General features: G+C 70.8%; 21 protein-coding genes. 10 read left to right on the top strand and 11 right to left on the bottom strand.

What is annotated here, in order from left to right:
• On the bottom strand, nt 1–873 hold the full coding sequence (locus AB0A61_RS30575) for a xanthine dehydrogenase family protein subunit M (RefSeq protein ID WP_361299319.1): 873 nt from the start codon (nt 871–873) through the stop codon (nt 1–3).
• 115 nt (nt 874–988) lie between these two features.
• Here AB0A61_RS30575 and AB0A61_RS30570 point away from each other — a divergent pair, with 115 nt between their 5' ends.
• The 3 genes from AB0A61_RS30570 to AB0A61_RS30560 all read left to right on the top strand — a co-directional run bounded on the left by AB0A61_RS30570 (nt 989) and on the right by AB0A61_RS30560 (nt 3,662).
• Nucleotides 989–1,945 carry a LysR family transcriptional regulator gene (locus AB0A61_RS30570; protein ID WP_361299316.1) on the top strand — a complete coding sequence of 319 codons (957 nt, stop codon included), beginning with the start codon at nt 989–991 and terminating at the stop codon, nt 1,943–1,945.
• Nucleotides 1,946–2,100: 155 nt separating this feature from the next.
• Entirely contained in the window at nt 2,101–2,520 is a 420-nt protein-coding gene (locus AB0A61_RS30565; protein WP_361299313.1) for a YciI family protein, read from the top strand.
• Nucleotides 2,517–3,662 (top strand): DUF6596 domain-containing protein, encoded by a 1,146-nt coding sequence (locus AB0A61_RS30560; protein WP_361299310.1) that lies wholly within the window; start codon nt 2,517–2,519, stop codon nt 3,660–3,662. The genes AB0A61_RS30565 and AB0A61_RS30560 overlap by 4 nt, the downstream gene beginning before the upstream one ends.
• A 235-nt stretch (nt 3,663–3,897) precedes the next feature.
• Here the strand turns inward: AB0A61_RS30560 and AB0A61_RS30555 are convergent, their stop codons facing one another.
• The 3 genes from AB0A61_RS30555 to AB0A61_RS30545 all read right to left on the bottom strand — a co-directional run bounded on the left by AB0A61_RS30555 (nt 3,898) and on the right by AB0A61_RS30545 (nt 7,104).
• A complete protein-coding gene (locus AB0A61_RS30555; RefSeq protein WP_361299307.1) occupies nt 3,898–4,899 on the bottom strand; it encodes an ABC transporter substrate-binding protein in 1,002 nt (333 codons plus the stop codon).
• A gap of 325 nt (nt 4,900–5,224) precedes the next feature.
• Nucleotides 5,225–6,286, bottom strand: a complete 1,062-nt coding sequence (locus tag AB0A61_RS30550) for an ABC transporter permease (protein ID WP_361299304.1) — start codon at nt 6,284–6,286, stop codon at nt 5,225–5,227.
• Entirely contained in the window at nt 6,283–7,104 is an 822-nt protein-coding gene (locus AB0A61_RS30545; RefSeq protein WP_361299301.1) for an ATP-binding cassette domain-containing protein, read from the bottom strand. The genes AB0A61_RS30550 and AB0A61_RS30545 overlap by 4 nt, the downstream gene beginning before the upstream one ends.
• A gap of 398 nt (nt 7,105–7,502) precedes the next feature.
• On the opposite strand from AB0A61_RS30545, the gene AB0A61_RS30540 reads away from it, so the two are divergent.
• The gene (locus AB0A61_RS30540; RefSeq protein WP_361299298.1) at nt 7,503–8,519 is read left to right on the top strand and encodes a LacI family DNA-binding transcriptional regulator; all 1,017 of its coding nucleotides are present in this window, start codon (nt 7,503–7,505) and stop codon (nt 8,517–8,519) included.
• Nucleotides 8,520–8,731: 212 nt separating this feature from the next.
• Nucleotides 8,732–9,532 carry a thioesterase family protein gene (locus AB0A61_RS30535; RefSeq protein ID WP_361299296.1) on the top strand — a complete coding sequence of 267 codons (801 nt, stop codon included), beginning with the start codon at nt 8,732–8,734 and terminating at the stop codon, nt 9,530–9,532.
• Nucleotides 9,533–9,644: 112 nt separating this feature from the next.
• Here the strand turns inward: AB0A61_RS30535 and AB0A61_RS30530 are convergent, their stop codons facing one another.
• On the bottom strand, nt 9,645–10,241 hold the full coding sequence (locus AB0A61_RS30530; RefSeq protein ID WP_361299293.1) for a TetR/AcrR family transcriptional regulator: 597 nt from the start codon (nt 10,239–10,241) through the stop codon (nt 9,645–9,647).
• 175 nt (nt 10,242–10,416) lie between these two features.
• Here AB0A61_RS30530 and AB0A61_RS30525 point away from each other — a divergent pair, with 175 nt between their 5' ends.
• Complete coding sequence (locus tag AB0A61_RS30525; protein ID WP_361299290.1) at nt 10,417–11,376, top strand: chlorophyllase; 960 nt, start codon at nt 10,417–10,419, stop codon at nt 11,374–11,376.
• A gap of 27 nt (nt 11,377–11,403) precedes the next feature.
• On the opposite strand, the gene AB0A61_RS30520 is transcribed toward AB0A61_RS30525, so the two are convergent.
• Nucleotides 11,404–12,096, bottom strand: coding sequence for a GntR family transcriptional regulator (locus tag AB0A61_RS30520; RefSeq protein ID WP_361299287.1), 693 nt, complete (start codon nt 12,094–12,096; stop codon nt 11,404–11,406).
• An 802-nt stretch (nt 12,097–12,898) separates the two neighbouring features.
• Between AB0A61_RS30520 and helR the strand changes: the two genes are divergently transcribed.
• A complete protein-coding gene (gene helR / locus AB0A61_RS30515) occupies nt 12,899–15,046 on the top strand; it encodes an RNA polymerase recycling motor ATPase HelR (RefSeq protein ID WP_361299284.1) in 2,148 nt (715 codons plus the stop codon).
• 46 nt (nt 15,047–15,092) lie between these two features.
• On the opposite strand, the gene AB0A61_RS30510 is transcribed toward helR, so the two are convergent.
• The 4 genes from AB0A61_RS30510 to AB0A61_RS30495 form a co-directional block, all read right to left on the bottom strand.
• Nucleotides 15,093–17,303 carry an FUSC family protein gene (locus AB0A61_RS30510; protein ID WP_361299281.1) on the bottom strand — a complete coding sequence of 737 codons (2,211 nt, stop codon included), beginning with the start codon at nt 17,301–17,303 and terminating at the stop codon, nt 15,093–15,095.
• A 147-nt stretch (nt 17,304–17,450) separates the two neighbouring features.
• Nucleotides 17,451–17,972 carry a peptide-methionine (S)-S-oxide reductase MsrA gene (msrA, locus tag AB0A61_RS30505; RefSeq protein ID WP_361299278.1) on the bottom strand — a complete coding sequence of 174 codons (522 nt, stop codon included), beginning with the start codon at nt 17,970–17,972 and terminating at the stop codon, nt 17,451–17,453.
• A gap of 113 nt (nt 17,973–18,085) precedes the next feature.
• Nucleotides 18,086–18,763 carry an LmeA family phospholipid-binding protein gene (locus AB0A61_RS30500; RefSeq protein WP_361299275.1) on the bottom strand — a complete coding sequence of 226 codons (678 nt, stop codon included), beginning with the start codon at nt 18,761–18,763 and terminating at the stop codon, nt 18,086–18,088.
• 84 nt (nt 18,764–18,847) lie between these two features.
• Nucleotides 18,848–21,088, bottom strand: a complete 2,241-nt coding sequence (locus tag AB0A61_RS30495) for an MMPL family transporter (protein WP_361299272.1) — start codon at nt 21,086–21,088, stop codon at nt 18,848–18,850.
• Between the two features lie 156 nt (nt 21,089–21,244).
• Between AB0A61_RS30495 and AB0A61_RS30490 the strand changes: the two genes are divergently transcribed.
• The gene (locus AB0A61_RS30490) at nt 21,245–21,868 is read left to right on the top strand and encodes a helix-turn-helix domain-containing protein (RefSeq protein ID WP_361299269.1); all 624 of its coding nucleotides are present in this window, start codon (nt 21,245–21,247) and stop codon (nt 21,866–21,868) included.
• Between the two features lie 78 nt (nt 21,869–21,946).
• Here the strand turns inward: AB0A61_RS30490 and AB0A61_RS30485 are convergent, their stop codons facing one another.
• Nucleotides 21,947–24,040, bottom strand: coding sequence for a SpoIIE family protein phosphatase (locus tag AB0A61_RS30485; protein ID WP_361299266.1), 2,094 nt, complete (start codon nt 24,038–24,040; stop codon nt 21,947–21,949).
• Nucleotides 24,041–24,293: 253 nt separating this feature from the next.
• Between AB0A61_RS30485 and AB0A61_RS30480 the strand changes: the two genes are divergently transcribed.
• Complete coding sequence (locus tag AB0A61_RS30480; RefSeq protein WP_361299263.1) at nt 24,294–24,728, top strand: MarR family transcriptional regulator; 435 nt, start codon at nt 24,294–24,296, stop codon at nt 24,726–24,728.
• A complete protein-coding gene (locus tag AB0A61_RS30475; RefSeq protein ID WP_361299260.1) occupies nt 24,725–25,159 on the top strand; it encodes a hypothetical protein in 435 nt (144 codons plus the stop codon). The genes AB0A61_RS30480 and AB0A61_RS30475 overlap by 4 nt, the downstream gene beginning before the upstream one ends.
• Nucleotides 25,160–25,346: the final 187 nt, after the last annotated feature.

Here is a 25,346-nt window from a genome sequence, read left to right as displayed (position 1 = left end):
TCAGGCCTCCTGCCCCTGGGCGCGTGCGGCGGCGGCGCGCAGCGCCCGGATGGTGAGCTCTCCGGCCAGATGCCGCTTGTAGTCGGCCGGGCCGCGCTGGTCGGCTGTCGGCCTGCACTCCTGCGCGGCGATCCGGCCCGCCTCGGCGAAGGCCTCGTCGTCCGGCCGTCCACCGCGCAGGAAGTCCTCGGCCTCCTCGGCCACGAACCGTGGGGCACCCACCGCGGTCAGCCCGATCCCGGCCTCGGTGATGGCCCCGTCGGAGATCTCCAGCACCGCTCCCGCGGCGACGACCGCCCAGTCACCGACCCGGCGCTCGACCTTGCGGTAGGCGCTGGCGTGCGAGCGGATGGGCACGCGGATCTCCACCACAAGCTCCGCTTCGTCCAGCGCGGTCTCGTACGGGCCGAGGAAGAACTTCCTGATCCCGATGGTGCGCCTGCCGCGGGGGCCCTGGGCGACAAGGGTCGCCCGCAGTGCCGAGAACGCCGCGGACAAATCCTCGGACGGGTCGGCCTGGCACAGCGAGCCGCCCACGGTGCCGCGGTTGCGTACGAGCGGATCGGCGATGACCCGTTCCGCGTCGCGCAGGATGGGGAAGTGCTCGCCGACGACCGGCGAGTCGAGCAGCTGCGCGTGGCGGACCATCGCTCCGACGGACAGATCGTGACCGTCCACCCGGATCAACGCCAGCTCGCCGAGGCCGTTGATGTCGATCAGGGCTTCGGGCTGGGCCAGCCGCAGCTTCATCATCGGCAGCAGGCTGTGTCCGCCCGCCACCACCCTGGCCTCCGGGCCGTACCGTGTGAGCAGCTCGATCGCATGCTCGAGGCTGGTGGCCGTCTCGTACTGGAATGCAGCGGGAACCTGCATCGGGCCCTCCCGGAACGTTGTGCCCGTTGTGCAGTGATGCTGCGCTTTTCCGCATCCCCCATGCAATGGGTCGATAAGCGTTCACTTATCCTCTCAAACGCGCGAAAATCAGCTAGTGACCGTCACACAGCTCAGTACCTTCGTGCTGGTCGCCCGGCTCGGTTCGGTGGCCGCCGCGGCACGGACCCTGAACGTGAGCGAGTCCGCGGTGTCGCAGACGCTCACCGCGCTGCGCACCCACTTCGGCGATCCCCTGATCCGGCGCGTCGGCGGCGGAGCGATGCGTCTGACGCCCGCGGGGGCGCGGCTGCTGCCGGTCGCGTCGCGGATGGTCGCGCTGAGCGCGGACGCCGAGGCGGCGGTGCGGGCGGCGCGGGGTGCGCCCGACGAGCTGCGGGTCGTCGCCACGAGCACGCTGGCCGAGTTCGTGCTCCCGTCGCTGGTGGAGGCCTTCGCCGAACGCTCGGGACGCAGGACCGAAACCTCGTTCGGGGTGGCCGTCGGCAACGAGATACGCGTGCTGCTGGAAAACCGGCTGGCCGACGTCGCGCTCGGGCCGTACCTCGGCGCGCTCCGCCGGGGCGAACTGGTCAGCGAGCCGCTGTTCCGCACCCAGCTGGTCGTGGTGACCGGCGCCAGGTCGCCGCGGCCGCCCGGTCCGCCGTCGCAGTGGTCGTGGCTGGTCGATTCCTCCGGGACCGATCCGGACGCGGACTCCGGGCGGCTGCTGCGCCGGCTCGGTGTGGCCGAGGGGCACGTGTGGGTGTTCCCCAACCAGGCCGCGACCTGGGCGGCCGCCGCCGAGGGCGCGGGGGTGGCGCCGGCGCCGGCCCATCTGGTGTCACCCCGCATCCGGCGTGACGAGCTGCGCGTGCTGGAGACCCCGGCGACGCCGTCGGACGCCACATGGCACGCCACCGTCCTGCAGCCCGAGCACCGCTCCCCGGCCACCGACGCGTTCCTGCACTTCCTGCACACCCCCGCAGCGACCCGCATCATGCGCGCACCCGGCACGGGCGTCCCACCCTCCCAGTTCCGGCCGCCGGTGTATGTCACGCTGTGGGGCGGGTGAGTCCTACGGGGGAAGGGCCACGGGGGACGGCCGGTTCAACGGGGCTGGGTCCACCGCAAAAGTAATTCGGGCGGCGATGTCGAGAACCGGTGCCTGGCTCCGTCCCCGTGGTGAACGCGACCACAATGGTCGCACCAGCACCGAGGAGACACACGATGGCCAAGTACTTGCTGCTCAAGCACTACCGCGGCGCTCCGGCTCCGGTCAACGACGTGCCCATGGACCAGTGGACGCCGGAGGAGATCTCGGCGCACGTGAAGTACATGCAGGACTTCGCGGCCCGGCTCGAGGGGACCGGCGAGTTCGTCGACGGTCAGGCGCTCGCGCCCGAGGGGACGTTCGTGCGGTACGACGGTGAGGGCCGCCCGCCGGTCACCGACGGCCCATTCGCCGAGACCAAGGACCTCATCGCCGGCTGGATGGTGATCGATGTCGACAGCTACGAGCGCGCCATCGAGCTGGCCGGGGAACTGTCGGCGGCCCCCGGGGCGGGCGGGAAGCCGATCCACGAGTGGCTCGAGGTGCGCCCGTTCCTGGCCGCGCCGCCCACCATCACGGAGTGCCCCCATCGATGAACGAGGCCCTGCTCCGGAGCCTCACGCCGAGCGTGCTCGGGATCCTCGTCCGCCGCGGAGCCGACTTCGCGGCGGCCGAGGACGCCGTGCAGGACGCGCTGGTCGAGGCGGTCCGCGTCTGGCCGGCCGACCAGCCGCGGGACCCGAAGGGCTGGCTGGTCACCGTGGCCTGGCGCCGGTTCCTCGACGCGACCCGGGCGGACGCAGCCCGCCGCCGGCGCGAGGACCTGGTCGACGGCGAGCCGGCGCCCGGGCCCGCGCCGACGGCGGACGACACGCTCCAGCTGTACTTCCTGTGCGCCCACCCGTCGCTCACACCGTCGTCCGCGGTCGCGCTCACGCTGCGCGCGGTCGGCGGGCTCACCACCCGTCAGATCGCCCAGGCCTACCTGGTGCCCGAGGCGACGATGGCGCAGCGCATCAGCCGTGCCAAGCGCACCGTCTCCGACGTGCGGTTCGACCAGCCCGGCGACGTCGCCACCGTGCTGCGCGTCCTCTACCTGGTCTTCAACGAGGGCTACTCCGGCGACGTCGATCTCGCCGCCGAGGCCATCCGGCTCACCCGGCAGCTCGCGGCCGCGATCGACCACCCCGAGGTGGCGGGGCTGCTCGCCCTCATGCTGCTCCACCACGCCCGGCGCGCCACCCGGATCGCGCCCGACGGCAGCCTGGTGCCGCTGGCCGAGCAGGACCGCGGCCGGTGGGACACCGAGTCGATCGCCGAGGGCGTCGAGATCCTGCAGGCGGCCCTCGCCCGCGACCGGCTTGGCGAGTTCCAGGCCCAGGCCGCCGTCGCGGCACTCCACGCCGACGCGGCCACCGCCGAGGAGACGGACTGGGTGCAGATCGTCGAGTGGTACGACGAGCTTCTGCGCCTGACCGACAGCCCGGTCGTCCGGCTCAACCGCGCGGTGGCCGTCGGCGAGGCCGACGGACCTCGCGCCGGGCTGGCGGCGCTCGCGGCGCTGAACGACTCACTGCCCCGCCATGCCGCGGTGGCGGCGTACCTCCACGAGCGCGACGGCGACCTGGCGACGGCGGCGCGGCTGTACGCCGAGGCGGCCCACAAGGCACCCAACCTCGCCGAGCGCGATTACCTGACGCGCCAGGCCGCCCGCCTCAACGCCCACCGGCGTCGCTGACCCCTCGCTGCCCCTCGGGCACCAGGTGCCCTGCCGGGAGGGCACAGCGGGCGCCAGCACCGTCCTGGGCTGGCTCGATCAGGCAGCCGTCGACGAGGACGCCCGTACCACAACGACTCACCACCAGACAGGGAACTGGTCACCCCCTGTGGCCCGACCAGGTCCGCGCAGGACCGCCGGGTGGGGCCGCACCCGATGAGCAGGAGGACGGGTCCACCCGGCGGTTGCGGGTGGGTCAGCAGCCTGATTTGTAGAAGTACTTGCTGACCGCGGGGTCGTTCATGTTGGCCTTCGTTATGGCGACCATGTTGGTGCCGACCGCCTTGTCGACGGGCTTGCCCTCGAAGGCGGCGGCGAGTTGGTCGACCGCCTGCTTCCCGATCGCTGCCGGATCCTGGGCGACCAGGACCTGGAGGGAACCCGCCTTGAGCGCAGCTGTCTCGTCGGGTTCTGCGTCGAAGGCGGCGACCTTGACGGTGCCCTGCTTCCCGGCGTGCTTGAGGCCGGTCGCGATGCCCTGGCCGGTGTTGGTGTTGCCGGCGAAGACGCCGCCCAGGTCGGGGTGGGCCGCCAGCGTCGACTGGATCTGGGAGGCCGCGGTGGCCGGCAGGTCGTTGTCGTAGAGGGTGGGCAGCACCTTGATGTCGGGGTACTTGGCCATTTCCTCGGTGAAGCCCTTGATCCGGGCGTCGGTGGTGGAGACGCCGGGCTTCACGCTGATCACGATGACCGAGCCCTTCTCGTTCATCAGCTTGGCGAGCGCGTCGGCGGCGACCCGGCCGCCCTTCTCGTTGTCGGACGAGATACGGGTGATGCCGACCGAGGTGTCGCTGACCGTGGTGTCCACGAGCGCGAGCTTGGTTCCGGACGACTGGATCTGCTTGAGCGAGGGGGTGAGTGCGCTGGTGTCGACCGGCGAGATCATCAGCCCGTCGGGCCGGGCGGCCGCGACCGAGTCGAGGAGGGGGCGCTGGACCGACACGTCCCACTGCGCGGAACCGTCGGCACTGAAGTCCATGCCCTTGGCCTTGGCCTCGTTCTGAGCGGCACAGGTCATGGTGATGTAGAAGGGATCGCTCTTCACACCCGTGATCAGCCTGACCTTCTTGTGGGCAGCGCCTCCCGCCGACCCCGAACCCGTGCCGCTGCTCGACGAACTGCATGCGGCGGTGGTGGCCAGGACCAGCGCAGCGCCTGCGGCGACCAGTAGGGTGTGCTTGCTGCGAATGCTCGACATCACGGTGTTCTCCTTAGCTGCGCGCTCGGCGCCGTGGGTGCTTGTCCCGCCCTGACTGCGGGGGTGAGGCCGCGGGGATCTGGGGTCTCCATGCCGCCTGCGGATGTGGGGTGTTGAGGCGGCGTGGGGTGACTAGTGCCCCGGCAGGCAACGTTCGCCCGTCAAGGAGTGACGTCCGGTGCGTGCTCTCGGCGTGCCGGCCGGAAGTCCTCGTACTGGACGTACTTGGGCTTTCGGCCGGTGCGGCGAGTGGGGGTCCCCCCTGCTCGAAGAGCTTGGGGGAGTGCCGGGCGTCACGACGGGGCGAACGTTGCCTGCCGGGGCACTAGGTGCGCTCTCGGGTCTTCCTGCGCATCTGGTCGATGTAGACGGCTGCGACCAGCACGACCCCCACCGCCACGTCCTGCCAGTACTGCTGAACGCCGATGACGATCAGTCCGGTGGTGAGCACCGCGGGAATGAACACGCCGATCACCGTGCCCAGCACCGATCCACGCCCGCCGAAAAGGCTGGTCCCGCCGAGGACCACTGCGGTGATCACCTTCAGGTTGTCGGTGGAGTGTCCGGCGATGGACGTCGTGCCGTATGAGGCCAGCCACATCACCGCGCCCAGTCCGGCCAGCAGACCCATCAGCCCGTACACCTTGATCAGGTGACGGCCCACCGGTATGCCCGCGCGGCGTACGGCAGCCGGGTTGGAGCCGATCGCCAGCGTGTAGTTGCCGAACTTCGTACCGCCCAGCACCGCGCCGAACACGGCGGTGACCACGGCGGCGAGGATCACCAACCACGGGATGCCGAGCACCTTGCCGAAGCCGAGACTGTTCTGCAGGTTGGCGGATGCCGCACCGGCCGGATCCTGGCCACCGGTGGCGAGTTCGGCCAGACCGAGCGCCGCACCCAGCCCGCCGAGCGTCACGATCAGCGGGGGCACCTTCTCGGTCGCCACCACCAATCCCTGCAGCGCGCCCCACGCGGTGCCGACGGCCAGTGCGATGAGGACACAGACTGCGACCGCGCCCCAGCCGGCGGTGGCCCCGCCGTGGTGGATGTTGTACTCGCCCGCGGCCACCGCCGCCAGAACAAGGACCGAGCCGATCGACAGATCTATGCCCGCGGTGATGACCACGTACGTCATTCCGACACCCAGCACCAGGTAGATGGCCGCGTTGACGGCGATCTGCGTGAGGTCGTACGCGGTGAAGAACCTGCCCGGCGCGGCGATGGTGAAGAACGCGACCAGCGCCACGAGGATCACGAAAGTCCACAGTTCACTGACAGATGCCGCCCGCCGCAGCCATGTGGGAACAACGATCCGTCCGTTGCCGGACCGGGGCGGATCGTGCGGCTGTGCAACCTGCTCGATTTCCTGGCTGTCGGCAGTCATCGCCCTTCCTCCGCTTCCGTTGCACCGGCCGAGCCGAGGGCCGCGTTCTTCTGCGCGGCTCCGTCGAGCGATCCGGTCATGGCCCCGACGAGTTCCTCGATGGTGGTGTCGGCCGCTGTGTACGAGGCGACCCGCCGGCCCAGCCGCAGTACCTCCACCCGGTCCGCCACCGACAGCACTTCGGGCATGTTGTGGCTGATCAGCACGACGCAGATGCCCCGGTCGGCGACCCGCCGAACGGTGTCCAGCACGCGGGCACGCTGGACGACCCCCAGAGCGGCGGTCGGCTCGTCCATGAAGATGACCTTGTTGGCGAACGCAACCGCACGAGCCACGGCGACGGACTGACGCTGACCGCCCGACAACGTTGTCACAGGCGCTGTCACGTCCTTCAGTTCGACGCCGAGTTCGGCGAACGCCTTGACCGCCTCCCGCCGCATCGCGGGTCGGTCGAGCACGCCCAGGTGGCCCAGCAGGCCACCGCGCAAAAGCTCTCGGCCGAGATACAGATTGGCCGCCGCATCCAGATCGGGCGCCAGCGACAGGTCCTGGTACACGGTCTCCACGCCATGACGCCGCGCGTCCACCGGCCCACCGAACCGCACCGGCACCCCCTCCAGACGGACCTCGCCGCCGTCCGGGGTGATCACGCCCGACAGCACGTTCACCAGAGTCGATTTACCGGCACCGTTGTCACCGATCAGAGCGACGACCTCACCGGGATACGCCGTGAAATCGGCACCCTGGAGGGCCTGGACGTGGCCGAATCGTTTGACCACGCCGTGTGCCGCGAGAAGTGGTTCCCTTGCAGAGGCCATGCTGCGCCTTCGGGTTGGTATCGTTAACAGTGGCGCTGATTCTGGGGCGGCTCCAGATGGGTGTCAAGGGTCGGCGCACACGGGATCTCGTCCGCGGTCAGCGGAGTGACGAGTCGTAAGGCGCGTTCATCGCCGAGTTGAGCGGTGCCCTTTGTGTCGATGTCACCGCTCTTGCAGGCTCGCAGAGCTTCGCCCACAGCGGCCCGGTCCAGCCAGGTCCGCCCCGGAACGGGAGCGGGAGCGGTGAGCCGCGCGTCCCGGGCGCTGATACGGAACAGGTGAATCGGCGCGCCACCAAGTAACCGTCGAGGGGTGATCCGGTGGTGGCTCGGCCTTGGCAACCGGATGGTAACGTTAACTAATCGATGCTCGAAAGTGACCCACCTGGAGGACGCAGCGTGGCCACGCGGCCCACGATGAAAGACGTAGCCGCAGAAGCGGGCGTCAGCGCGATGACGGTGTCCCGGGTCGTCAACGGTGATTCGGCCGTCGCCCCCCAGACCGCTGCACGCGTGGAGGCCGCGGTCCGGAAGCTGGGCTATCAGCGCGACGATGTGGCTCGCCAACTGCGCCGCGCGGACCAGTTGAGTCAGACCATCGGACTGGTGGTCGACAACGTCGCCGACCCCTTCATGGCCGCGGTCGCATCAGCGGCGGAGGACGTCGCCCGCCAGCGCGGCAGCATGGTGCTGATCGGCTCCAGCCGGGACGACCTTCGCCGGGAACGGGAAGTCATCGCGGCCTTCACCGCCCGCCGCGTCGATGGGCTGATCCTGACCCCCGTCGCGGGCAGCCACCGCTTCCTGCGCGCGGCACAGGCGCAGGGGACCAAAATCGTGTGCGTGGACAGGGCGGCGGCCGGTCTGAAGGTCGACACCGTGGTGGTGGACAACTTCGGGGCCGTCAAGGAGGCCGTCCAGCACCTGATTGCGCACGGCCACCGCCGCATCGGCTACCTCGGCGACAAGCAGGAGATCTGGGCCGTCGGCGAACGCTATCGCGGGTACCTGGCAGCACTGAAAGCCTCGGGCATCGAAGCCGATCCGGCGCTCATCCGACATGGACTGAGGTCGGGCCCGGACGCCGCCAAGGCCGTCACCGAGATCCTCTCCTCGCCCGAGCCACCCACGGCGGTTCTGGCCAGCAATGACATCGTCGCGTTCGGGGTACTGGCCGTCCTGCCCTCCGGTATCGCGTTCGTGAGCTTCGACGACTTCACCCTGGCCGCGCAGATGACTCCCCCGGTCACCGTGATCGCCCAGGACCCGGTCGCGCTCGCGACGAGCGCCGCGCACCTACTGTTCGCCCGCATCCACGGGGACACCTCCCCGCCCCGCACCGTCGTCATGCCCACCAGACTGATCCCGCGAGGGTCGGGGGAAATCCCAGGTCCGTACGCCCCGCACAGGCACTGAACCGCTTCGGTGCTGTCCTGCCGGACAGCCCGAGCGCAGCTCTCGTCCGTTCTCCGCACGCCGGTTTGCTCGACTCCTTCGGCCGGCTGCCGAGCCGGCCGGCGTCGTCCTTTCCGTCTGGCGTGGCGATCGGGCAGCGTGACCCCAAGGCAAATGAGCAAGCGCTTAGTACTATGTCCGAGGGACAGTCCGCGCGACCGGGAGGAACCGTCATGCCAGTGTCGGAAGCCGAGGCCTTCTACGAGCGGGAGGCCGACGACCGGTTCCTCCCCACCGCCTACACTCGCGGGCCCTGGGACGCCGACTCCCAGCACGCCGGACCGCCGGCAGGTCTGCTCGGGCTGGCCGCCGAGCAACGGCCGGGCGGACGGCCGGACATGCGCGTCGCCCGGATCACGTACGAGATCATGCGCCCGGTCCCGATACGGCCGCTGACCGTGGCCACGCGCCTGCTGCGCGCCGGGCGCAGCGTCGAGCTCTGGGAGCTCGGTCTGACACCCGACGGCGGTGAGGAAGTGATGCGGGCGACGGCGTTGCTGATGAAGACGGCGCCGGACTCGGTACCGGAGGTGTCGCCGGGCCGGCAGGTGCCCGGCCCCGAGGCCGTACCCTCGAAGGCGTTCTTCCCGATCCCGTGGGACCAGGGCTACCACACCGCCATGGAAATCCGCTTCGCCGCCGGTTCGTTCCTCGAACCCGGCCCCGCCACGGCGTGGATGCGGATGCGCGTCCCCCTGGTGGCGGGCGAGGAGATCACCCCGCTCAGCCGTGTACTGACTGCTGCCGACTCGGGCAACGGCGTCAGCGCCGAGCTGGACTTCCACCGCTATGTATTCATCAACACCGACCTCACCGTCAACCTCCACCGCCACCCCGTGGGCGAGTGGGTCTGCCTGGACGCCCGGACCATGGTGGACGGCGCGGGCATCGGCCTCGCCGAGTCCGCCCTGCACGACGAGAAGGGTCCGCTCGGCCGCGGCACGCAGAGCCTGTACGTGGCCGCGCGCGGCTGACGGAGCGGGCGCGACCCGCCCTCGGCGATCACGACAAATGGGGAGCTGGGGGCGGGTCGGCCTTGCTGGATGGTGAAGTGGCAGGGCCAGAAGTCGTCGAGTGTCGTCCGCATCAGGATGACTGCGGTTGTTGCAGTCCCCGGAGCAGCAACTCGATCAGTCGGCGGGGGTCATAGCGCGGGTCGCCGTCGCGTCCGATGCAGAGGTTGCCGATGCCGCGCATGAGTTCGTAGGCGTGCGTACCGGGCCTGATCTCGCCCGCGTCGACCGCGGCGTCCAGCAACTGCGCGCAGACGGGCACCAAGCGGTCGAGGAAGTAGGCGTGCAGCGCGTCGAAGCCGCTGCTGTCCGATTGCAGCGCGTTGGCGAGTCCGTGCTTGGTGACCAGGAAATCAACGAAGAGGTCGACCCACTGGCGGAGTGCCGCGAGGGGAGAGTCGGCGTCGGCCAGCAGGGTCGGGCCGGCCTCGGCGCAGGCCTCGACCTGGTGACGGTAGACGGCGACGACAAGATCTGCCCGGGTCGGGAAGTTGCGGTAGATCGTCCCCAAGCCGACACCGGCTCTGGCCGCGATCTCACGGATCGGCGCGTCGACGCCCGAGGTGGCGAAGACCGCGGCGGCGGCGGCAAGCAGCGCCTGCTGGTTGCGCAGCGCGTCGGCCCGCTTGCTTCGGGCCGGCACCTCCCCGGGCCGACTTGTAGCGGACACCACGCTCTCCTTCCGGTTTTCCGGCGACAGTTGACCAAGCGGAACGCTGTTCCGTATTCTTCCGGAACGAGGATCCGCTTTGAGCGTAGCCCGAAGCGGGACGCTCCTGTCCGCCTCACCTGCTGCCCACTCGATGGGATCGGCAGCAAAGCCTACGGAAAGGCAACTGCACACCATGAGTGAATCGACTCACGCAGCCGACACCGTCAGCGCCCCCACTCCCGTCCTCTCGGTCAGTCCGGTGGTGCTGTCGGCACCCGGCCGGGCCGTAGATCTGCACGTGCGCGTCTCCGCGCCCGTGACCGGCAGCGAGCTGCCGGTCATCCTTCTCTCACACGGCCAGGGCCACTCGAACCATCTCTCCTCGCTGAACGGCTACGCCCCGCTCGCCAACTTCTGGGCGGCGCACGGATTCGTCGTGATCCAGCCCACCCATCTGAGCTCGAGGACGCTGAGCCTCGATCCCACTACCCCTGGAGCGCCGCTGTACTGGCGTTCGCGGGCCGAGGACATGACTCGGATCCTCGACCGGCTCGACGTGCTGGAGGCCGCCGTCCCGCAGCTCCTCGGGCGCCTGGACAGGAACAAGGTCGCCGTAGCCGGGCACTCGATGGGCGGGCACACCGCGAGCCTGCTGCTGGGTGCCCGGCTCATCGATCCGCAGGACGGAACGGAGGTGAACCTGGCCGAGCCCCGGATCAAGGCGGGCGTGCTGCTCGCCGCGCCCGGCAGAGGTGGTGATGCCCTCACCGAGTCGGCAGCGGAGAACCTGTCTTTCTTCTCGACCACGGACTTCTCCGAGATGAGGACGCCCGCGCTCGTGGTCGCCGGTGACAAGGACACCTCTCCCCACCTCACGGTTGCGGGCGCGGGCTGGCACGCCGATCCGTACTTCCTCTCCCCCGGCCCGAAGTCCCTGCTCACCCTGTTCGACGCAGAGCACGGGCTCGGTGGTGTCTCCGGGTATGACGTCGCCGAGACCACGGACGAGAACCCCGAGCGAGTCGCCGTGGTCCAGCGGCTCACCTGGGCCTACCTCCGCACCGAGCTCCACCCCGGGGATCCCGCGTGGCAGGCAGCGCGCGACGCGCTGACGACCGGACCCAATCCGCTCGGACGGGTCGACTCCAAGTAGCGCGCTCATCACCCTGGAGGCTGTCTGTCATCCGCTGTGATCGGCAGGAGCCGGCAACCGGTGGAAGTCCCCCAGGCCGCCCCGCCGGTGCTCGGCCAACAGCCGCAGGGCCAGGGCATGGTCTCCGCCTTCGAAGGCGGCTACATCGCCCTCGTGATCGGCGAGGACCGCCTCGGCCCGGACCAGGTCGCCCGCAGCTGCGGCGCGACGGTAGGACAGGGCGCGATGCGGTTCCAGGGCCTCCCACAGCTGCCGGGCGAAGCGCAGCATCCACTCGTTGTCGCACCTGTCCAGCAGAGCGAAGTGGAAGCGGCGGTTGGCGGTGATGACTGCCTCCCGGTCACCCGCCGCGGTGGCGGCACGCTGCTCCTCCAGCGCGCCGCGCGTGGCGGTGACGTCCTCGGCTCGTCGCCGGACTGCGGCGCTGGCCTCCGCCGCGGCTTCGATCAACTCCCGTACCTGGAAGATCCCGTCCACGCTGCGCGGGGTCAGCGCGGTGACGGTGAACCCTCGCTGCGGAACGTAGGTGACGATGCCCTCCCCGGCCAGGGTCTCGAGTGCCTCGGGTACCGGGATGACGCTCAGACCGAGCTCCTCCGCCGCGGCGTTCTGGCGGATGGGAGAGCCGGGCGGCAGGTCGCCGCGGACGATTGCGTCACGCAGTTCGGCCAGGGCCACGGCCTCGGCGGTGCGCGGGAGGGAGCTTCGCTCCAGTGCCACGGCGCCATGCCAAGCGAGCCACCACAAAAGTAGATGTTATGAATTCGAATGCATCGCGCCGCCCGCGCACGCACCACTGACCCGTCCGCCCTGAAGCCGTACGTGGCCGCCACCCACCCCTCCATCCCGACCCCAGGACGCTCCGCCCACCCCGACCACGTCCAGGGCGCCGCCCAACTCCGCGGCCGTACCGGCGCTCAGCTGCTGATCCATGCAGGCGACCGGGTCTGGCTGGAAGCCGGCCGCTTCCCTGCAGAGTGCCGTTCCGGTGTGGCCGGCCGCCTCTTGGACCGTCGGCGCCCCGTGGCCACAGCTCGGCGCCGGGCTGGTTCGTCAACAACGGGCGACAGCGGGGGACAAAAAGCAAGGGCAAGGAGGTTGCCCACTCCTTGCCACTCTCAACGTATAGCGCACTGGGGGGCTTGCGGCAAGGCCCCCGTCGTACCGCAGAATCGCGGCCCGAAGCCAGAACCTGAGGAAACGGGTGTCGCGAAGTGCGTGTGTTGTTGTCGACGTATGGGTCGCGCGGGGACGTCAAACCGGCCCCGCCCGAAACGGCCCTGACTCACGCGACCCGCGCACGAGCGAGGGCGGTGGCCCGCACGATCCGCAGCGACGGGGCGGCGGTGGCCGCGAAGCTGCTGCTCGCGGAGGTCGACCGGGACCGGTCGCCCGTTTGCGCGTGAGCCACACGGGACCGCCGGGCCAGGACCCGGAAGACAGGAACCCAGGTTCGCCACGCCGGTCCAGACGCCTTGCCGCGCGCCACGGCCGCAAGCGGCCCCAGATCGGAGCTGATGACGTGACCCCTTTGACCACCAGTGCTTTCGACCTCCCCGACCGCCTCTCCCCCAAGGCCGACCCGGCGCTGATCGCAGGCGACGAGCAGCACTTCGCTGCCGTCGCGGAGTGCCTGGAGCAGTCGATCGCCGAGGTGTCCGACCGCCTCGAGGCCGAGCGCAAGGCGCCCGGTGGCGCGGGCCGGCAGGCGATGGACCGGGACACGGAGGTCCACCGGCTGACCGCTCGCCTGCGCGCCCTGCGTCGCTTCGGATTGGACCTGTGCCTCGGACACATGGTCGGTGCGGACAACCCCGAGCCCGTGTACGTCGGACGACTTGGCCTTACGGACAGCACGGGTCGTCGGCTGCTGGTCGACTGGCGCTCCCCCGCGGCCGAGCCGTTCTTCGGAGCCACCCACGCCAACCCGATGGGGCTGGCAAGCCGCCGCAGGTATCGCTGGACCCGCGGCCTGATCAGCGACTACTGGGACGAGGTGTTCACCCCGGACGGATTTGCCGGGCATGCCGCGCTCGACGACCAATCCGCCTTCATCGCCGGCCTTGGCAGCGACCGTTCGCCCCGGATGCGAGACGTGCTCGGCACCATCCAGGCCGACCAGGACGCCATCATTCGCGCGGGATCCCGCGGCGCTCTCGTCGTCGACGGCGGTCCGGGTACGGGCAAGACCGTCGTCGCCCTGCACCGCTCCGCCTACCTCCTCTACTCCGATCCCCGCCTCGGTCACCGGCGGGGCGGCGTGTTGTTCGTCGGTCCGCACCGGCCCTACCTGGCCTATGTCGCCGACGTCCTCCCCAGCCTTGGTGAGGAGGGCGTGCAGACCTGCACCCTGCGGGACCTCGTTTCCGAGGGAGCCGCGGCAGCGGTCGAGGCCGACCCGGACGCGGCCCGCCTGAAGTCGTCCGCGAACATGGTGAAGGCGATCGAGACGGCCGTCAGGTTTTACGAGCAGCCGCCCACCGAGGGGATGACGGTCACGACCCACTGGTCCGACATCCGGCTGAGCGCTGACGACTGGGCGGTGGCGTTCGAAGCGGCAGAGCCCGGTACTCCGCACAACGAGGCGCGCGACCAGGTCTGGGAGGAGCTGCTCACGATCCTGGTGGACAGGCACGACGGCGACGTCTCGGACGACCTGCTGGGCAAGTCACTGCGGCAGAACAGGGAACTGCTCACGGCCTTCCACCGCGCGTGGCCGCTGCTCGAAGCGGGCGACCTCGTCGGAGACCTGTGGTCGGTGCCCGCATACCTGCGGATGTGCGCTCCCTGGCTCGGCCCCGATGAGGTTCAGCAGCTGCAGCGCGAGGACGCACAGGCCTGGACGGTGTCCGACCTGCCGCTCCTGGACGCGGCACGGCAGCGGCTCGGGGACCCGGAGGCGTCGCGGCGCAGGCTGCGGCACGAAGCCGCGGTCGCCGCAGAACGCGACCGCAGGGCCGGCGTCATCGACGGCCTCCTCGAGGCGGACGACGACGGTGAAGGCGCGGTGACAATGCTGCGCGGACAGGACCTGCGGGACACCCTGATCGACGCGAGCGCGTTGCCCAGCGCCGAACCGGACCTGCTCGCCGGCCCGTTCGCGCACGTCGTCGTGGACGAGGCGCAGGAACTGACCGACGCGGAATGGCAGATGTTGATTCTCCGGTGCCCGTCCCGGAGCTTCACCATCGTCGGGGATCGTGCCCAGGCCAGACACGGGTTCACGGAGTCGTGGCAGGAACGGCTGGAACGGATCGGGCTCGACCGGATCAACCTGGCCTCACTGAGCGTCAACTACCGTACGCCGGAGGAGATCATGGCGGAGGCCGAGCCGGTCGTCCGGACCGTGCTCCCGGATGCCAACGTGCCGACCTCCATCCGCAGCAGCGGTGTCCCCGTCGTCCACGGATCTGCTTCGGATCTGAGCTCGATCCTCGACACCTGGCTCGCAGCACATGCCGACGGGATCGCCTGCGTCATCGGCGATCCCACCTTCCGCACGACGTCCCGCGTCCGGTCGCTGACCCCGGAGCTGTGCAAGGGGCTCGAGTTCGACCTGGTCGTCCTCATCGACCCGGAGGAGTTCGGCCAGGGAGTCGAAGGAGCAGTCGACCGCTATGTGGCGATGACCCGGGCGACCCAGCAGCTCGTCGTCCTCACGAGCTCCTGACGTCGGCCGGAGGTACGCCCGCTCCCGGCCGGCGGCGACAGGAGCCTCAGCGCGCTGTGGCCGCCTCGCCGGGCTCGGGTCCCGGCCCGCCGCGTGCGATCCGGGCCAGGTCCTTCATCAGCGAGTCGAGCCACGACACGGTCGCGTAGTACAGCCGGGGTGCGCCGGGCGGCTCCAGGGCGAACCCGTCGACAGCCGGGTCGAGCAGCGGCACCGGCGCGGTCGGGGTGTCGCTTCCGGGATCCAGTGCCGCCGAGACCAGCAGCATCCGCCCGGCCACACGATCCCCCATTCCGCCGACCGACTCCGCCGCCACCGGGCCCAGCGCGGTGAGCGGCGGTTCCAGCAGCCGGTCCGCTCCCCACAGTGTGTGGTGACCGGCCATGAGCGTCGCCTGCCAGTCGGCCCCGGGCAGTGCCATCCGGCGCGCCCGGCCGCCGAAGGGTGCCGGCTCGCTCTGGAATTGGGCGTACGCGGATTCCGCGAGGATGACGGCGTGCCGCAGGGACCGGTGGCCCGGCACCGCCGACGGCGCGGCCACCGGCCCGCCCTCCGCCAGCGAGGCGCCGGTCGCCACCACGATCTCGGCTGCCCTGTGCAGGAGTTCCGCCGCCGCACGGCGCAACTCGTCGTGGGCACCACGGGGCCAGGCCAGCAGGCCGAAGACCGCGCCGATCGCACTGCCGATCAGCACGTCCAGCATCCGCACCTCCGCCAGCCGCCATGTGGGCGGCGCCAGTTGGGCGAAGACGAGGGCCACCAGCACGGTGAACAGACCCTGCGCCCAGCCGACCCCCTTGACGGGCCCGACCGTGAAGGCGAACAGCATCCACAACGGCACTACGGCGGCGTAGATCACGGTGTCCGTGCCGACCAGGGTCAGCGTCCCGGCGGTCACCAGGGCACCGGCCAGCGTGCCCGCCAGCGCCACCCGGATGGTGGTCCAGGTCTCGTCCATGGTGGTCCGGGTGAGGGTGAGGGTCGCCAGCATGGCCCAGAACCCGTGCGGCAGTGTGTCCACCCCGGCCACGAGGCGGGCCGCCGTCAGGGCCATGGCTATGCGCACCGCGTTCTGGAAGAACACCGACCGGCGCTCGGCGTGGCCACGCAACCGGTGCCACCACAGGCCGGGTGCCCGCTCCCTGGCGTACCAGAAGCGACCCGCCGGCGCCGGCAGTGCGGCTCGCCGGCCTCCTACCCCGAGATCGGCCGCCGTGGCCATCGTCAGCGCGGCGTCGGCGATTTCCAGCACGGCGGCGTGTCGGCGCAGTACGGCCGGAGGGAAGCCCGGCGGCGAAGCGTCCCCGCCGGTGCGGACGGAGGCGGCAGCCACGCCGGCGGCGGGGCCGACGGACAAGGCCGACAGGTGCGCGCGTGCCGCGCTCAGCTCCTCGTACGGTGCCATCGGCGGCGGCCCCGCCGTCAGCCGGGCTGCGGTCGCCGTGGCCAGTCGCGCCACCGCGTGCAGTACGGCGGTCACGGCGGCTCCCGGAGGGTCGCCGGGTGCGGCGGGGAGTTCACCCAGTCGGCTGAGCAGGGTGCGGGTGGCCAGTCCGGTGTGGGTGAGGGCGCGGTCGCGCACCCCCGGTCCCGCCGGACGTTCCGCTTCCGGCACGGTCAGGGACCGCAGGGCGCGGCCGGACTCCCGGGTCGCCCGGATGTCCCCGTCGGTCAGGGCATAGGGAGGCGCGGCGAGGAGCGCCGCGCAGTGTGCGGCGGTCCGTGCGGCGTGGACGGCCCGCTCCCGGTACGGGGGTGGGGTGGGCTCGGGGAAGATCAGCACCTCGGCGGCGGCGAGCAGGGCCAGCCCGGTGGTCGTGCCGAGCAGCCGGTCACCGAGCGAGCCGGGGTCGTACGGGGGGAAGGACGGCAGGATGTAGAGGAGTTGCAGGCCCGATGCCGCTCCCGCCGGGCGCGGTCCGCCCACGGCGGAGAAGGCCAGTACGAAGCCGACGACCAGCATGCCGACGACGGCGCTCCAGGTCCGTACCGACAGCCAGGTGCCGACGGCCACCAGCAGCCAGCACACCGGCAGCAGGCGCACAACCATCGCGGCGCGCTGCCGCCCGGTGCCGGGGATCCTGGAGAGGCCGCCCAACCCGACGGCGGCGAACAGGGCGTAGGTGGCCGCGACGGGTCGGTCGAGGCCGTAGCGGAAGAGGTAGAAACCGGCCGCGGCGGCCAGCGTCACGCGTACCGCGCGGCGGCCCGAGTCGGCGTAGGCCGCCGGGATCCGACCGGCTCGGACAGCAGACACCCTTACAGAATCACGCGCCACACGGCGCCCGGCACCTTCCCATGGCACCCGGCGCCGTCGCGGCCCGCATCGACGGCCCCGACCAGGTTCGTCGACGGAAATCGCCGAGAGCTGGTCAGGGGCGGTGTTCCGGCGTGGGCCGGAGTCTCAGTTCGTCGGGGAGGAGGCTCGGCGAGGCAGCTTCCAGTTCGGTCGCGGGAAGTGGCAGGTGTAGCCGTTGGGGTAGCGCTCCAGGTAGTCCTGGTGCTCGAGCTCGGCCTCCCAGAAGTCGCCCACGGGCTCGACCTCCGTGACCACCTTGCCCGGCCACAGCCCGCTCGCCTCGACGTCCGCGATGGTGTCCACGGCGACGCGGTGCTGCTCTTCGTCGGTGTAGTAGATGGCGGAGCGGTAGGTGCGCCCGATGTCGTTGCCCTGACGGTCCCTCGTGGTCGGATCGTGGATCTGGAAGAAGAACTCCAGAATGTCGCGGTAGCTCGTGGCCGTGGGATCGAAGAGGATCTCGATGGCCTCGGCGTGGTCGCCGTGATTGCGGTAGGTGGCGTTCGGTGTGTCGCCGCCGCTGTAGCCGACGCGCGTGGACACCACGCCCGGCTGCTTGCGGATCAGGTCCTGCATGCCCCAGAAACAACCGCCCGCCAGTACGGCTCGCTCGGTTCCCACAGTCATCGGTCGCCTCCTGACGCTCGAGCCCGGCGCGGTCGTCGACGTGCCGGTCACATGGTCACCCAGCTTATTACTGTCCGCGAGCAACCAGGCAACGGGCGCTGCCTCCCGGTCCGTCAGGCGGCTCCCCCGCCCGCGCCCGGTGGGCCCGCGTCGATCGAGAAGGTGAGCACGAGGCCGTTGTCGGCGGCATGCGCCGAGGTCAGCGCGACGCCGCGGGGCAGTCCGGTGACGGCCACGGTCCGGGGCTCGAGCTCGTCCCGCAGCCCGGACGCGGCCGGCAGGGCGGCGAGGTCGTCGACCGCCATGCTGCGGCCGAGGGCGCTCACCGTCGTGGGCGTGATGGTGAAGGCGTCCGAGGTCGTGGACACCTTGGCCCGCACGGTGACCGGCAGGCCCAGGCGTCCGACGCTCCCGCCGAGGATCAGGTCGCCGCCTTGGCCGCCCGCTGTCAGACCGTCGCCCAGCGAGCCCAGGCGCCGGGTCACCTCGTCGTATCCGACGGTGGCGGTCGCGGTGCCGCCGGCGCTGTCGCCGTCCGTCGTGACGTCCTTCAAGCGGACGGTCACGTCCATCACGGTGTGCTGACGGCGTACGCCCTTGGCGCTCACCTCGACGTCGCCGACCTCTCCGCCGAGGGTGCGCAGCCCCGCGAGCGGCGTGGTGAGATCGGTGTGCACCGGCCCTTCCGGCTTCAGCCGGCGCGAGGCCTGGGCGGCGAGCCGCTCCTCGGTGCGGTGCTCGACCAGGAGATCGGTCGCGCACACGAGGGCGGCCAGTATCGCGGTGCTCACGACGAGGATGCGGACTGCGTTCCGGCGGTTCGGGCTCACGTGGTCACTTCCGGATTCGGTCGGTTGGGCGGGCGGGTGAGGCGGTCAGGCGTGCAGGTGCGGAAGGACCCGGTCGAGTCGGCGGGGGATCCACCAGTTCGCCTTGCCCATGAGGAACATGGCGGACGGCACCAGCATCAGGCGGACCACCGTGGCGTCCACGATCACGCTGATCGCCAGTCCGAGGGCGAGCATCTTCACGACCACGGTCGGCGAGGCGGTGAACGACAGGAACACGGCGGTCATGATGAAGGCCGCGGCGGAGATCACGCGGGCCGTCGCGGACAGCCCCTCACCCACGGCCGGCCGGTTCTCACCGGTGCGATGCCAGGCTTCGGCGATCCGGGACAGCAGGAAGACCTCGTAGTCCATGGACAGCCCGAAGACGATCGCGAACATCATCATCGGGACGTAGGACTCGATGGGCACGGGCTCGGACAGCCCGAGCACTGCGTCGCCCCAGCCCCACTGGAAGACCGCGACGAGCACACCGTAGGACGCGGCCGTGGTGAGGAGATTGAGGACGACGGCCTTCAGCGGGATCACCAGGCTGCGGAAGACCGTCATGAGCAGGAGGAACGAGAGGACCAGGACGATGCCGATGACGATCGGCAGCCGCTGTTCCACCGTGTCGCGGAAGTCGGCCTGGCCGGCCACGCTGCCGGTGAGACAGGCCCCGGCGCCCGTACCGTCGAGGGCCTTCGGCAGCGTGCGGCCCGAGAGGGTGTGCAGCAGGGCGTCGGTCGCGGCGTCCTGCGGGCCCGTGGTCGGCGTGACCGTGGTGACGAGGATCTTCCCGTCGGCGCTCGCCCTGAGGGGGGTGAAGGACGCCACGCCGTGGGTGTTCCGCAGGGCCGCGGTCAGGTCGTTCGAGATCCGGTCGGCGGGCGTTTTCGCCTTGCTCACGTCGACCACGGTCAGGACCGGGCCGTTCGCGCCCGCTCCGAAACCCTGTCCGTCGGCGTGCGCGATCCAGTCGTAGGCGGTACGGGTGCTCGTGCCGGGTCGGTCCGCACCGGAGTCGACATGGCCGAGGCGCATGGACAGCAGGGGTACGGAGCACACGCCGAGGATGGCGAGGCCGACGGCCAGGAAGGTCCATGGGCGCCGGGAGACGAGGTCCGCGTAGCGGTGCCACCCGTCGTGCGCTCCCGAGCTCTCGGCGACGGGGCGGCGCAGTCGGAGCCGGTCGATGTGCCTGCCGACCAGGCCCAGGGCTGCCGGAACCAGGGTGAGGGCGGCACCGGCGGTCACGACCACGGCGAGGGTGGCCGCGAGCCCTATCTTGCCGATGAAGCTCAGCCCGCAGGCGTACAGGCTGAGCATGGCGACGGCCACGGTCAGGGCAGCGATCAGGACGGCGCGTCCGCTGGTGCGCGCCGTGCGGGCCGCGGCCTCGACCGGATCGTGCCCGTCGATGAGGTCCTGACGGAAGCGCGTCGTCAGGAACAGGGCGTAGTCGATGCCGACGCCCAGGCCGATCATGCCGGCGAGTGTCGTGGCGGAGGTCGCGAAGGAGAGGGTGGCGGCGACGATGCCCACGACGGCGAGGCCGACTCCGACGCTGATCAGCGCGGTGACCAGCGGCAGCAGCGCGGCGAGGACGCTGCCGAAGGCCAGCAGCAGGATGACGAGGGCGGTGACCACGCCCACGGCCTCGCTCAGCTTGTCGTTGGCCGGTTCGCGGACCACCTGTTCGAGGTCTCCGCCGTAGGCGACGCCCAGCCCTGCCGCCCGGGCGGGCCCCGTCGCCGTGTCGAGTCGCTCGGTGTAGTCGTGGCCGAGGTTCTTCAGCTGTTCGTCGAAGGAGACGGTGGTGTACGCGGTACGTCCGTCGTCGCTGGTCACGGGGGCGGAAACGGCGATGACGCGGGGCAGGTCGCGCAGATCGGCCAGGGTGCGGTCGACAGCGGACCGCTGGTCGGCCACAGTGCTCGAGTCGGTGTGGAAGACGACCTTGCCGCTGGGCCGGCCCGCTTGGGGCATGGAGGTGGCGAGGAGGTCGGCCCCGGTGTGGGAGGCCGTGCCGGGCAGGCTGACCTGGTCGCTGAAGGTGGGCGCCGCGAGGTGCCGCCCGGCCAGGGCGGCAAGAAGGATCAGCAGCCAGGCGGCGATGACCGCGGCCGGATGCCGGGCACAGAAGCCGCCGAGGCGGCCGAGTCCACCGCGTGCGGGGGCGGGGTTCGCCGGCGGATGGACTTCTGTACGGGCATCAGTACGGGCATCCGTACGCGCGTCGGTGTGCGCGTCGGCCGGCGCCGGCGGGGGCTGTGAGGGTCGGGGCACCGTGGCCTCCCAAAGAAAGTGTCACGAGTGACACGAACCCTAGAGCAGAAGTGGCACTAATGACAATTGACATCCATGCCAGTTTGCTCCCGCGACGCCCACGCGTGGCATCCGTGCCAATTGACAGTCGCGACACCATGGCGGAGGCTTCGACTCATGCCGAGTGAGATCGCCCCCACTGGACTGCGTGAACGCAAGAAGGAGGAGACCCGGCGCCTGCTCCTGGAAGGGGCCGCGCGCCTGTTCAAGGAGCGTGGTTTCGAGGCCACCACCGTTGCGGACATCGCCGCATACGCGAACGTCTCCGTGCGCACGTTCTTCCGCTACTTCGAGAGCAAGGAGGCGCTGCTGCTGCCGGACGGCGTCGAGATCTTCGCTTACGTCGAGAACGCCCTGTCCGGGCGTCCGGCGGACGAGGAGCCCCTGGCCGCGGTGTGCAACGCCCTGCTGGAGGCGGCCAAGCCGTTCGCGGCCTCCACCCTGACCGCCCTCAGCCACCCGCTCGAGGACATGGAGAACGTCGTCACGGCCCGCCTGGTGCAGGCCTTCTCCGACTTCGAGGAGCGGCTCACCGTCCTGGTTCAGCGCAGGCTGCCTCCGGACACGCCGGACGCCGACCTCAAGGCGGCCGTGATCGCCTGCGCCGCCCTCTCCGCGGTACGTGCCGTACTGCGGACCCGCCGGGCGCGCCGGGCGTCCGGCATCACGGACACGGGCCCGGCGCCCCTGCTGCGGGCCTTCGGGATCCTGCGCGAGATCGGCTCTCCCGAACGGGCGTGACGGCGGGCGGAGGCGGGAAGCCCTGACCGGGACGGCGTCCCCGCAGAGCTCGATGCCCTCGGCGGGCCGCCGGCTGCCCTACCCCGCACTCCCCTTGGGCCGCAGTGGCTGGGCCCGGGCGATGAGAAGGGCGACGTCGTCATGGCCGGCCGGGTCCCGGAGCTGCCGCAGAAGCCGGTCGCAGGTCTCTTCCGTGGAGCGGTCCGGCAGTGTCAGAAGACGCAGGAGGTCGTTCAGGCGTTCGTCGATGGGGTCGTTCCGGGTTTCGACCAGCCCGTCCGTGTAGAGGACCAGCTGGTCGCCGGGCTCCAGCCGCAATGTGGTGGCCACGAAGGGGACACCGCCGACTCCCAGCGGAGTGCCGGTGGGCAGGTCGAGGAGTTCGGGTGGTTTGCCGGCCCGCACCAGGACCGGGGGCAGATGGCCGGCGGAGGCCACGTGCAGGCGGCAGTGGTGCGGGTCGTAGACCGCGTAGAGGCAGGTGGCGATGTAGGGGTCCAGACCGTGAGTGATCCGGTCGAGGTGGGTGAGGATCCGGGCGGGTTCGAGGTCGAGGTAGGCGAGGGTGGAGGTAGCGGTGCGCAGGCGGCCCATGGTGGTGGCGGCCGGGATACCGCTGCCCATGACGTCGCCCACCGCGAGGGCGGTTCGGTCGCCGTCGAGTGGGATGAGGTCGTACCAGTCGCCGCCGACCTCGCTGAAGGCCTGCGCCGGCCGGTACCGGGCGGCGACTTCGAGGCCGGGATGGTGGGGCGGGAGCTGCGGGAGCAGGCTGCGCTGAAGGGTCTCCGCGGCGCTGCGGATGTGCTGGTGCAGCACGGCGTTGTCGATGCTCAGAGCGGCGGTGGAGGCGAGTTCGCAGGCGAGGGTGAGGTCGTCCTCGTCGAACGGCAGCGGGTTGCGGGCCCGGGCCATGCCCAGGACACCGATGACCTGTCCGCGGGCGATGAGCGGGACCGCCATGTCGGTGTGGACACCCGCCCGGACGAGCAGGCGGGCGGCCTCGGGGTCGGCGGCGATACGGGTGACGTCGCTGCCGACCAGGTGGGTGCTCAGGACGGGGCGGCGGGTGCGGATGCAATGGGCCGCCGGATGGTCGCAGTGGTAGGTGGTGAGGCAGCCGGGCGGAACGATCGCTCGAACGGCGTCGGTCGGGTAGGCGGTCTTCACCGCCAGGGCGCGGAACAGCGCCGGGTCGTCGCCCAGCTCCGTGCGGCCCGTCTGCAGAACGGAGTCCAGGAGGTCCACCGCGACCATGTCGGCCAGGTCGGGCACGAGGACGTCGGCCAGCTCCTGCGCGGTCCGCTCCACCTCCAGGGTGGTGCCGATGCGGGCCGAACCGTTGGCCACCAGACGCAGGCGCTGCTGCGCCCGCTCCGCCTTTCTGCCTGCCCGGTAGCGGTCGGTGACGTCCACCACCACGTTGGCGATGCCCAGCGCGCGCCCGTGATGGTCCTCCAGCCGGTACAACGACACCGCCCAGGCGTGGTCGTTGTCCAGGTCGGCGAGAGTCCGGCCCACCACCTGCTGGTTCACCACGGGGACGCCGGTCTCCAGCACCTTCCGCATCGCGGTCTCCGCGGCCCGGAACCACACACCGGGCAGGATCTCGCGGAACCTCCGGCCGACGTGGTCGGCCTCGGGGACGCCGTGCATCGACGCGAGGGCCGGATTGACGACCACGAACCGCAGATCGGTGTCCAGGATGGACAGCCCGATCGGGGCCTGGGCTACCAGCCGCGTGGACAGGGCCACGTTGCGCTCCACCTGACGCAAGGTGGAACGGTCGGTCGCCAGCGCGAGGGCGTAGTGGTCACCGACGCTGTCCGTCAGCCGCATGTTGCGGAACTCGATCATCCGGGTGCTGCCGTCCTTGTGCCGGACGGGAAAGGCACCCGCCCATCCTCGGCCGGTCTCCATCACCTCGGCGAACAGCCTGATCGCCGTCTCCCGGTGTTCGGGGTTGAGGAGGAGCGGTGCCGCGTACTGTCCGACTGCCTCGCCGCGGGCATAGCCGAACAGTTCCTCGGCCTGCGGACTCCACATGTCGATCCGGCCGTCGGCCTCCACCAGCACCGCGGCGACACCCAGCAGATCCATCAAACCGCTCGGGCCCGACACCCCGTACTCCGGACGATCCGCCTGCTCCGGACGGTGCTCCGCTCGGCTCATCCCACTCGCTCCTTCCACCTGCCGACCTCACCGGCACACCCGCCCGACGGAGCGGGTGAGGCGGTCTTCCGGCAGGTCAGCAGCCCCGTCCACAGCGCGGCGCGGCAACACGGCGGCCAAGGGTGTGCTCACCTCGCTGTTCCGGTCATCGCTCCACTTCTACCCCGCCCTGCCGCCGACCGTCCGTGACGGACGCCGTCACTGGCACCCGGCGGGCTTGCAGCATTAGTACGATTTCGTAATATCCGAAATCGTGAACTTCGAATCCGTGCCATCGGAACGGTCGGCGCTGCTGGCCCTGCAGCGCGCGACCCATGCCACCTTGCACCTGATCGCCGCCGAACTCGTCGACCTCGACCTGACCGCCTCCGAGATCAACGCACTGGCCAACCTCGCCGACGGCCAGGGCCGCACCCCATCCCAGTTGAGCGCGGCCGTTGGCACCCGCCCCACAACCCTGACCAGCGTGCTGGACCGGTTGCAGCGACGGGGCCACATCACACGCGGTACGCGAGCCGGCGACCGCCGCTCGGTGCTGATCCAGCTCACCGAGTCCGGGCGCGAGACCGCGACTCTGATCCGGCAGACACTGGCCGGCCTGGAGAGCCGCGCGCTGGACGGCCTGCCCGCCGAGGCGGTCGCCGGTTTCTACGCCGTTCTGGACGCGTTGGCCACGGAGGAGGCGTGATCACAACCGACCACGGTGTGAACGAGGAGTCGTCGCCGTTCGCCGAGCTGATGGGAGAGGTGATGGCCACTGCCGAGCGATTCGGGCACCGCCAGCACGTCCACCTGACCTGGCTGGCCGTCCGGCGCTACGGAACGGACGCGGCGGTGGACCTGGTCAGCGACGGTATCCAGCGCACCGCCCGCTACGCAGGCGCACCACAGAAGTACAACGCCACCGTCAGCCGGGCCTGGGTCGAGCTGGTGGGCCACCACGCGGGCGAGCCGGACACCGCCGACTTCGACGCCTTCGTCGACCAGCACCGCGCGCTGCTCGACAAGAAGCTGCTCACTCGCTTCTACCGGTCGTCGACACTGGCCGGCACCCCGGCCAGGACCAGCTGGGTCGAACCCGACCTGGCACCTTTTCCCTGGCAGAACGCCGACGGGTGAGACTGAACCGGACTGTTTCCGAAGCGAGTCGGGGGGACGGGCGTGCGCGCACGCCCGTCCCCACAAGTACGAGCCTCACGAGCAATACACCCAGTGCCCCGGCAGGCAACGTTCGCCCGTCAAGGAGTGACGTCCGGTGCGTGCTCTCGGCGTGCCGGCCGGAAGTCCTCGTACTGGACGTACTTGG

This window comes from Streptomyces sp. NPDC046197, assembly GCF_040646295.1.
Taxonomy (GTDB): Bacteria; Actinomycetota; Actinomycetes; order Streptomycetales; family Streptomycetaceae; genus Streptomyces.
The sequence above is the reverse complement of the archived record's forward strand: the minus strand, read 5'-3'. Positions and strand labels throughout refer to the sequence as shown.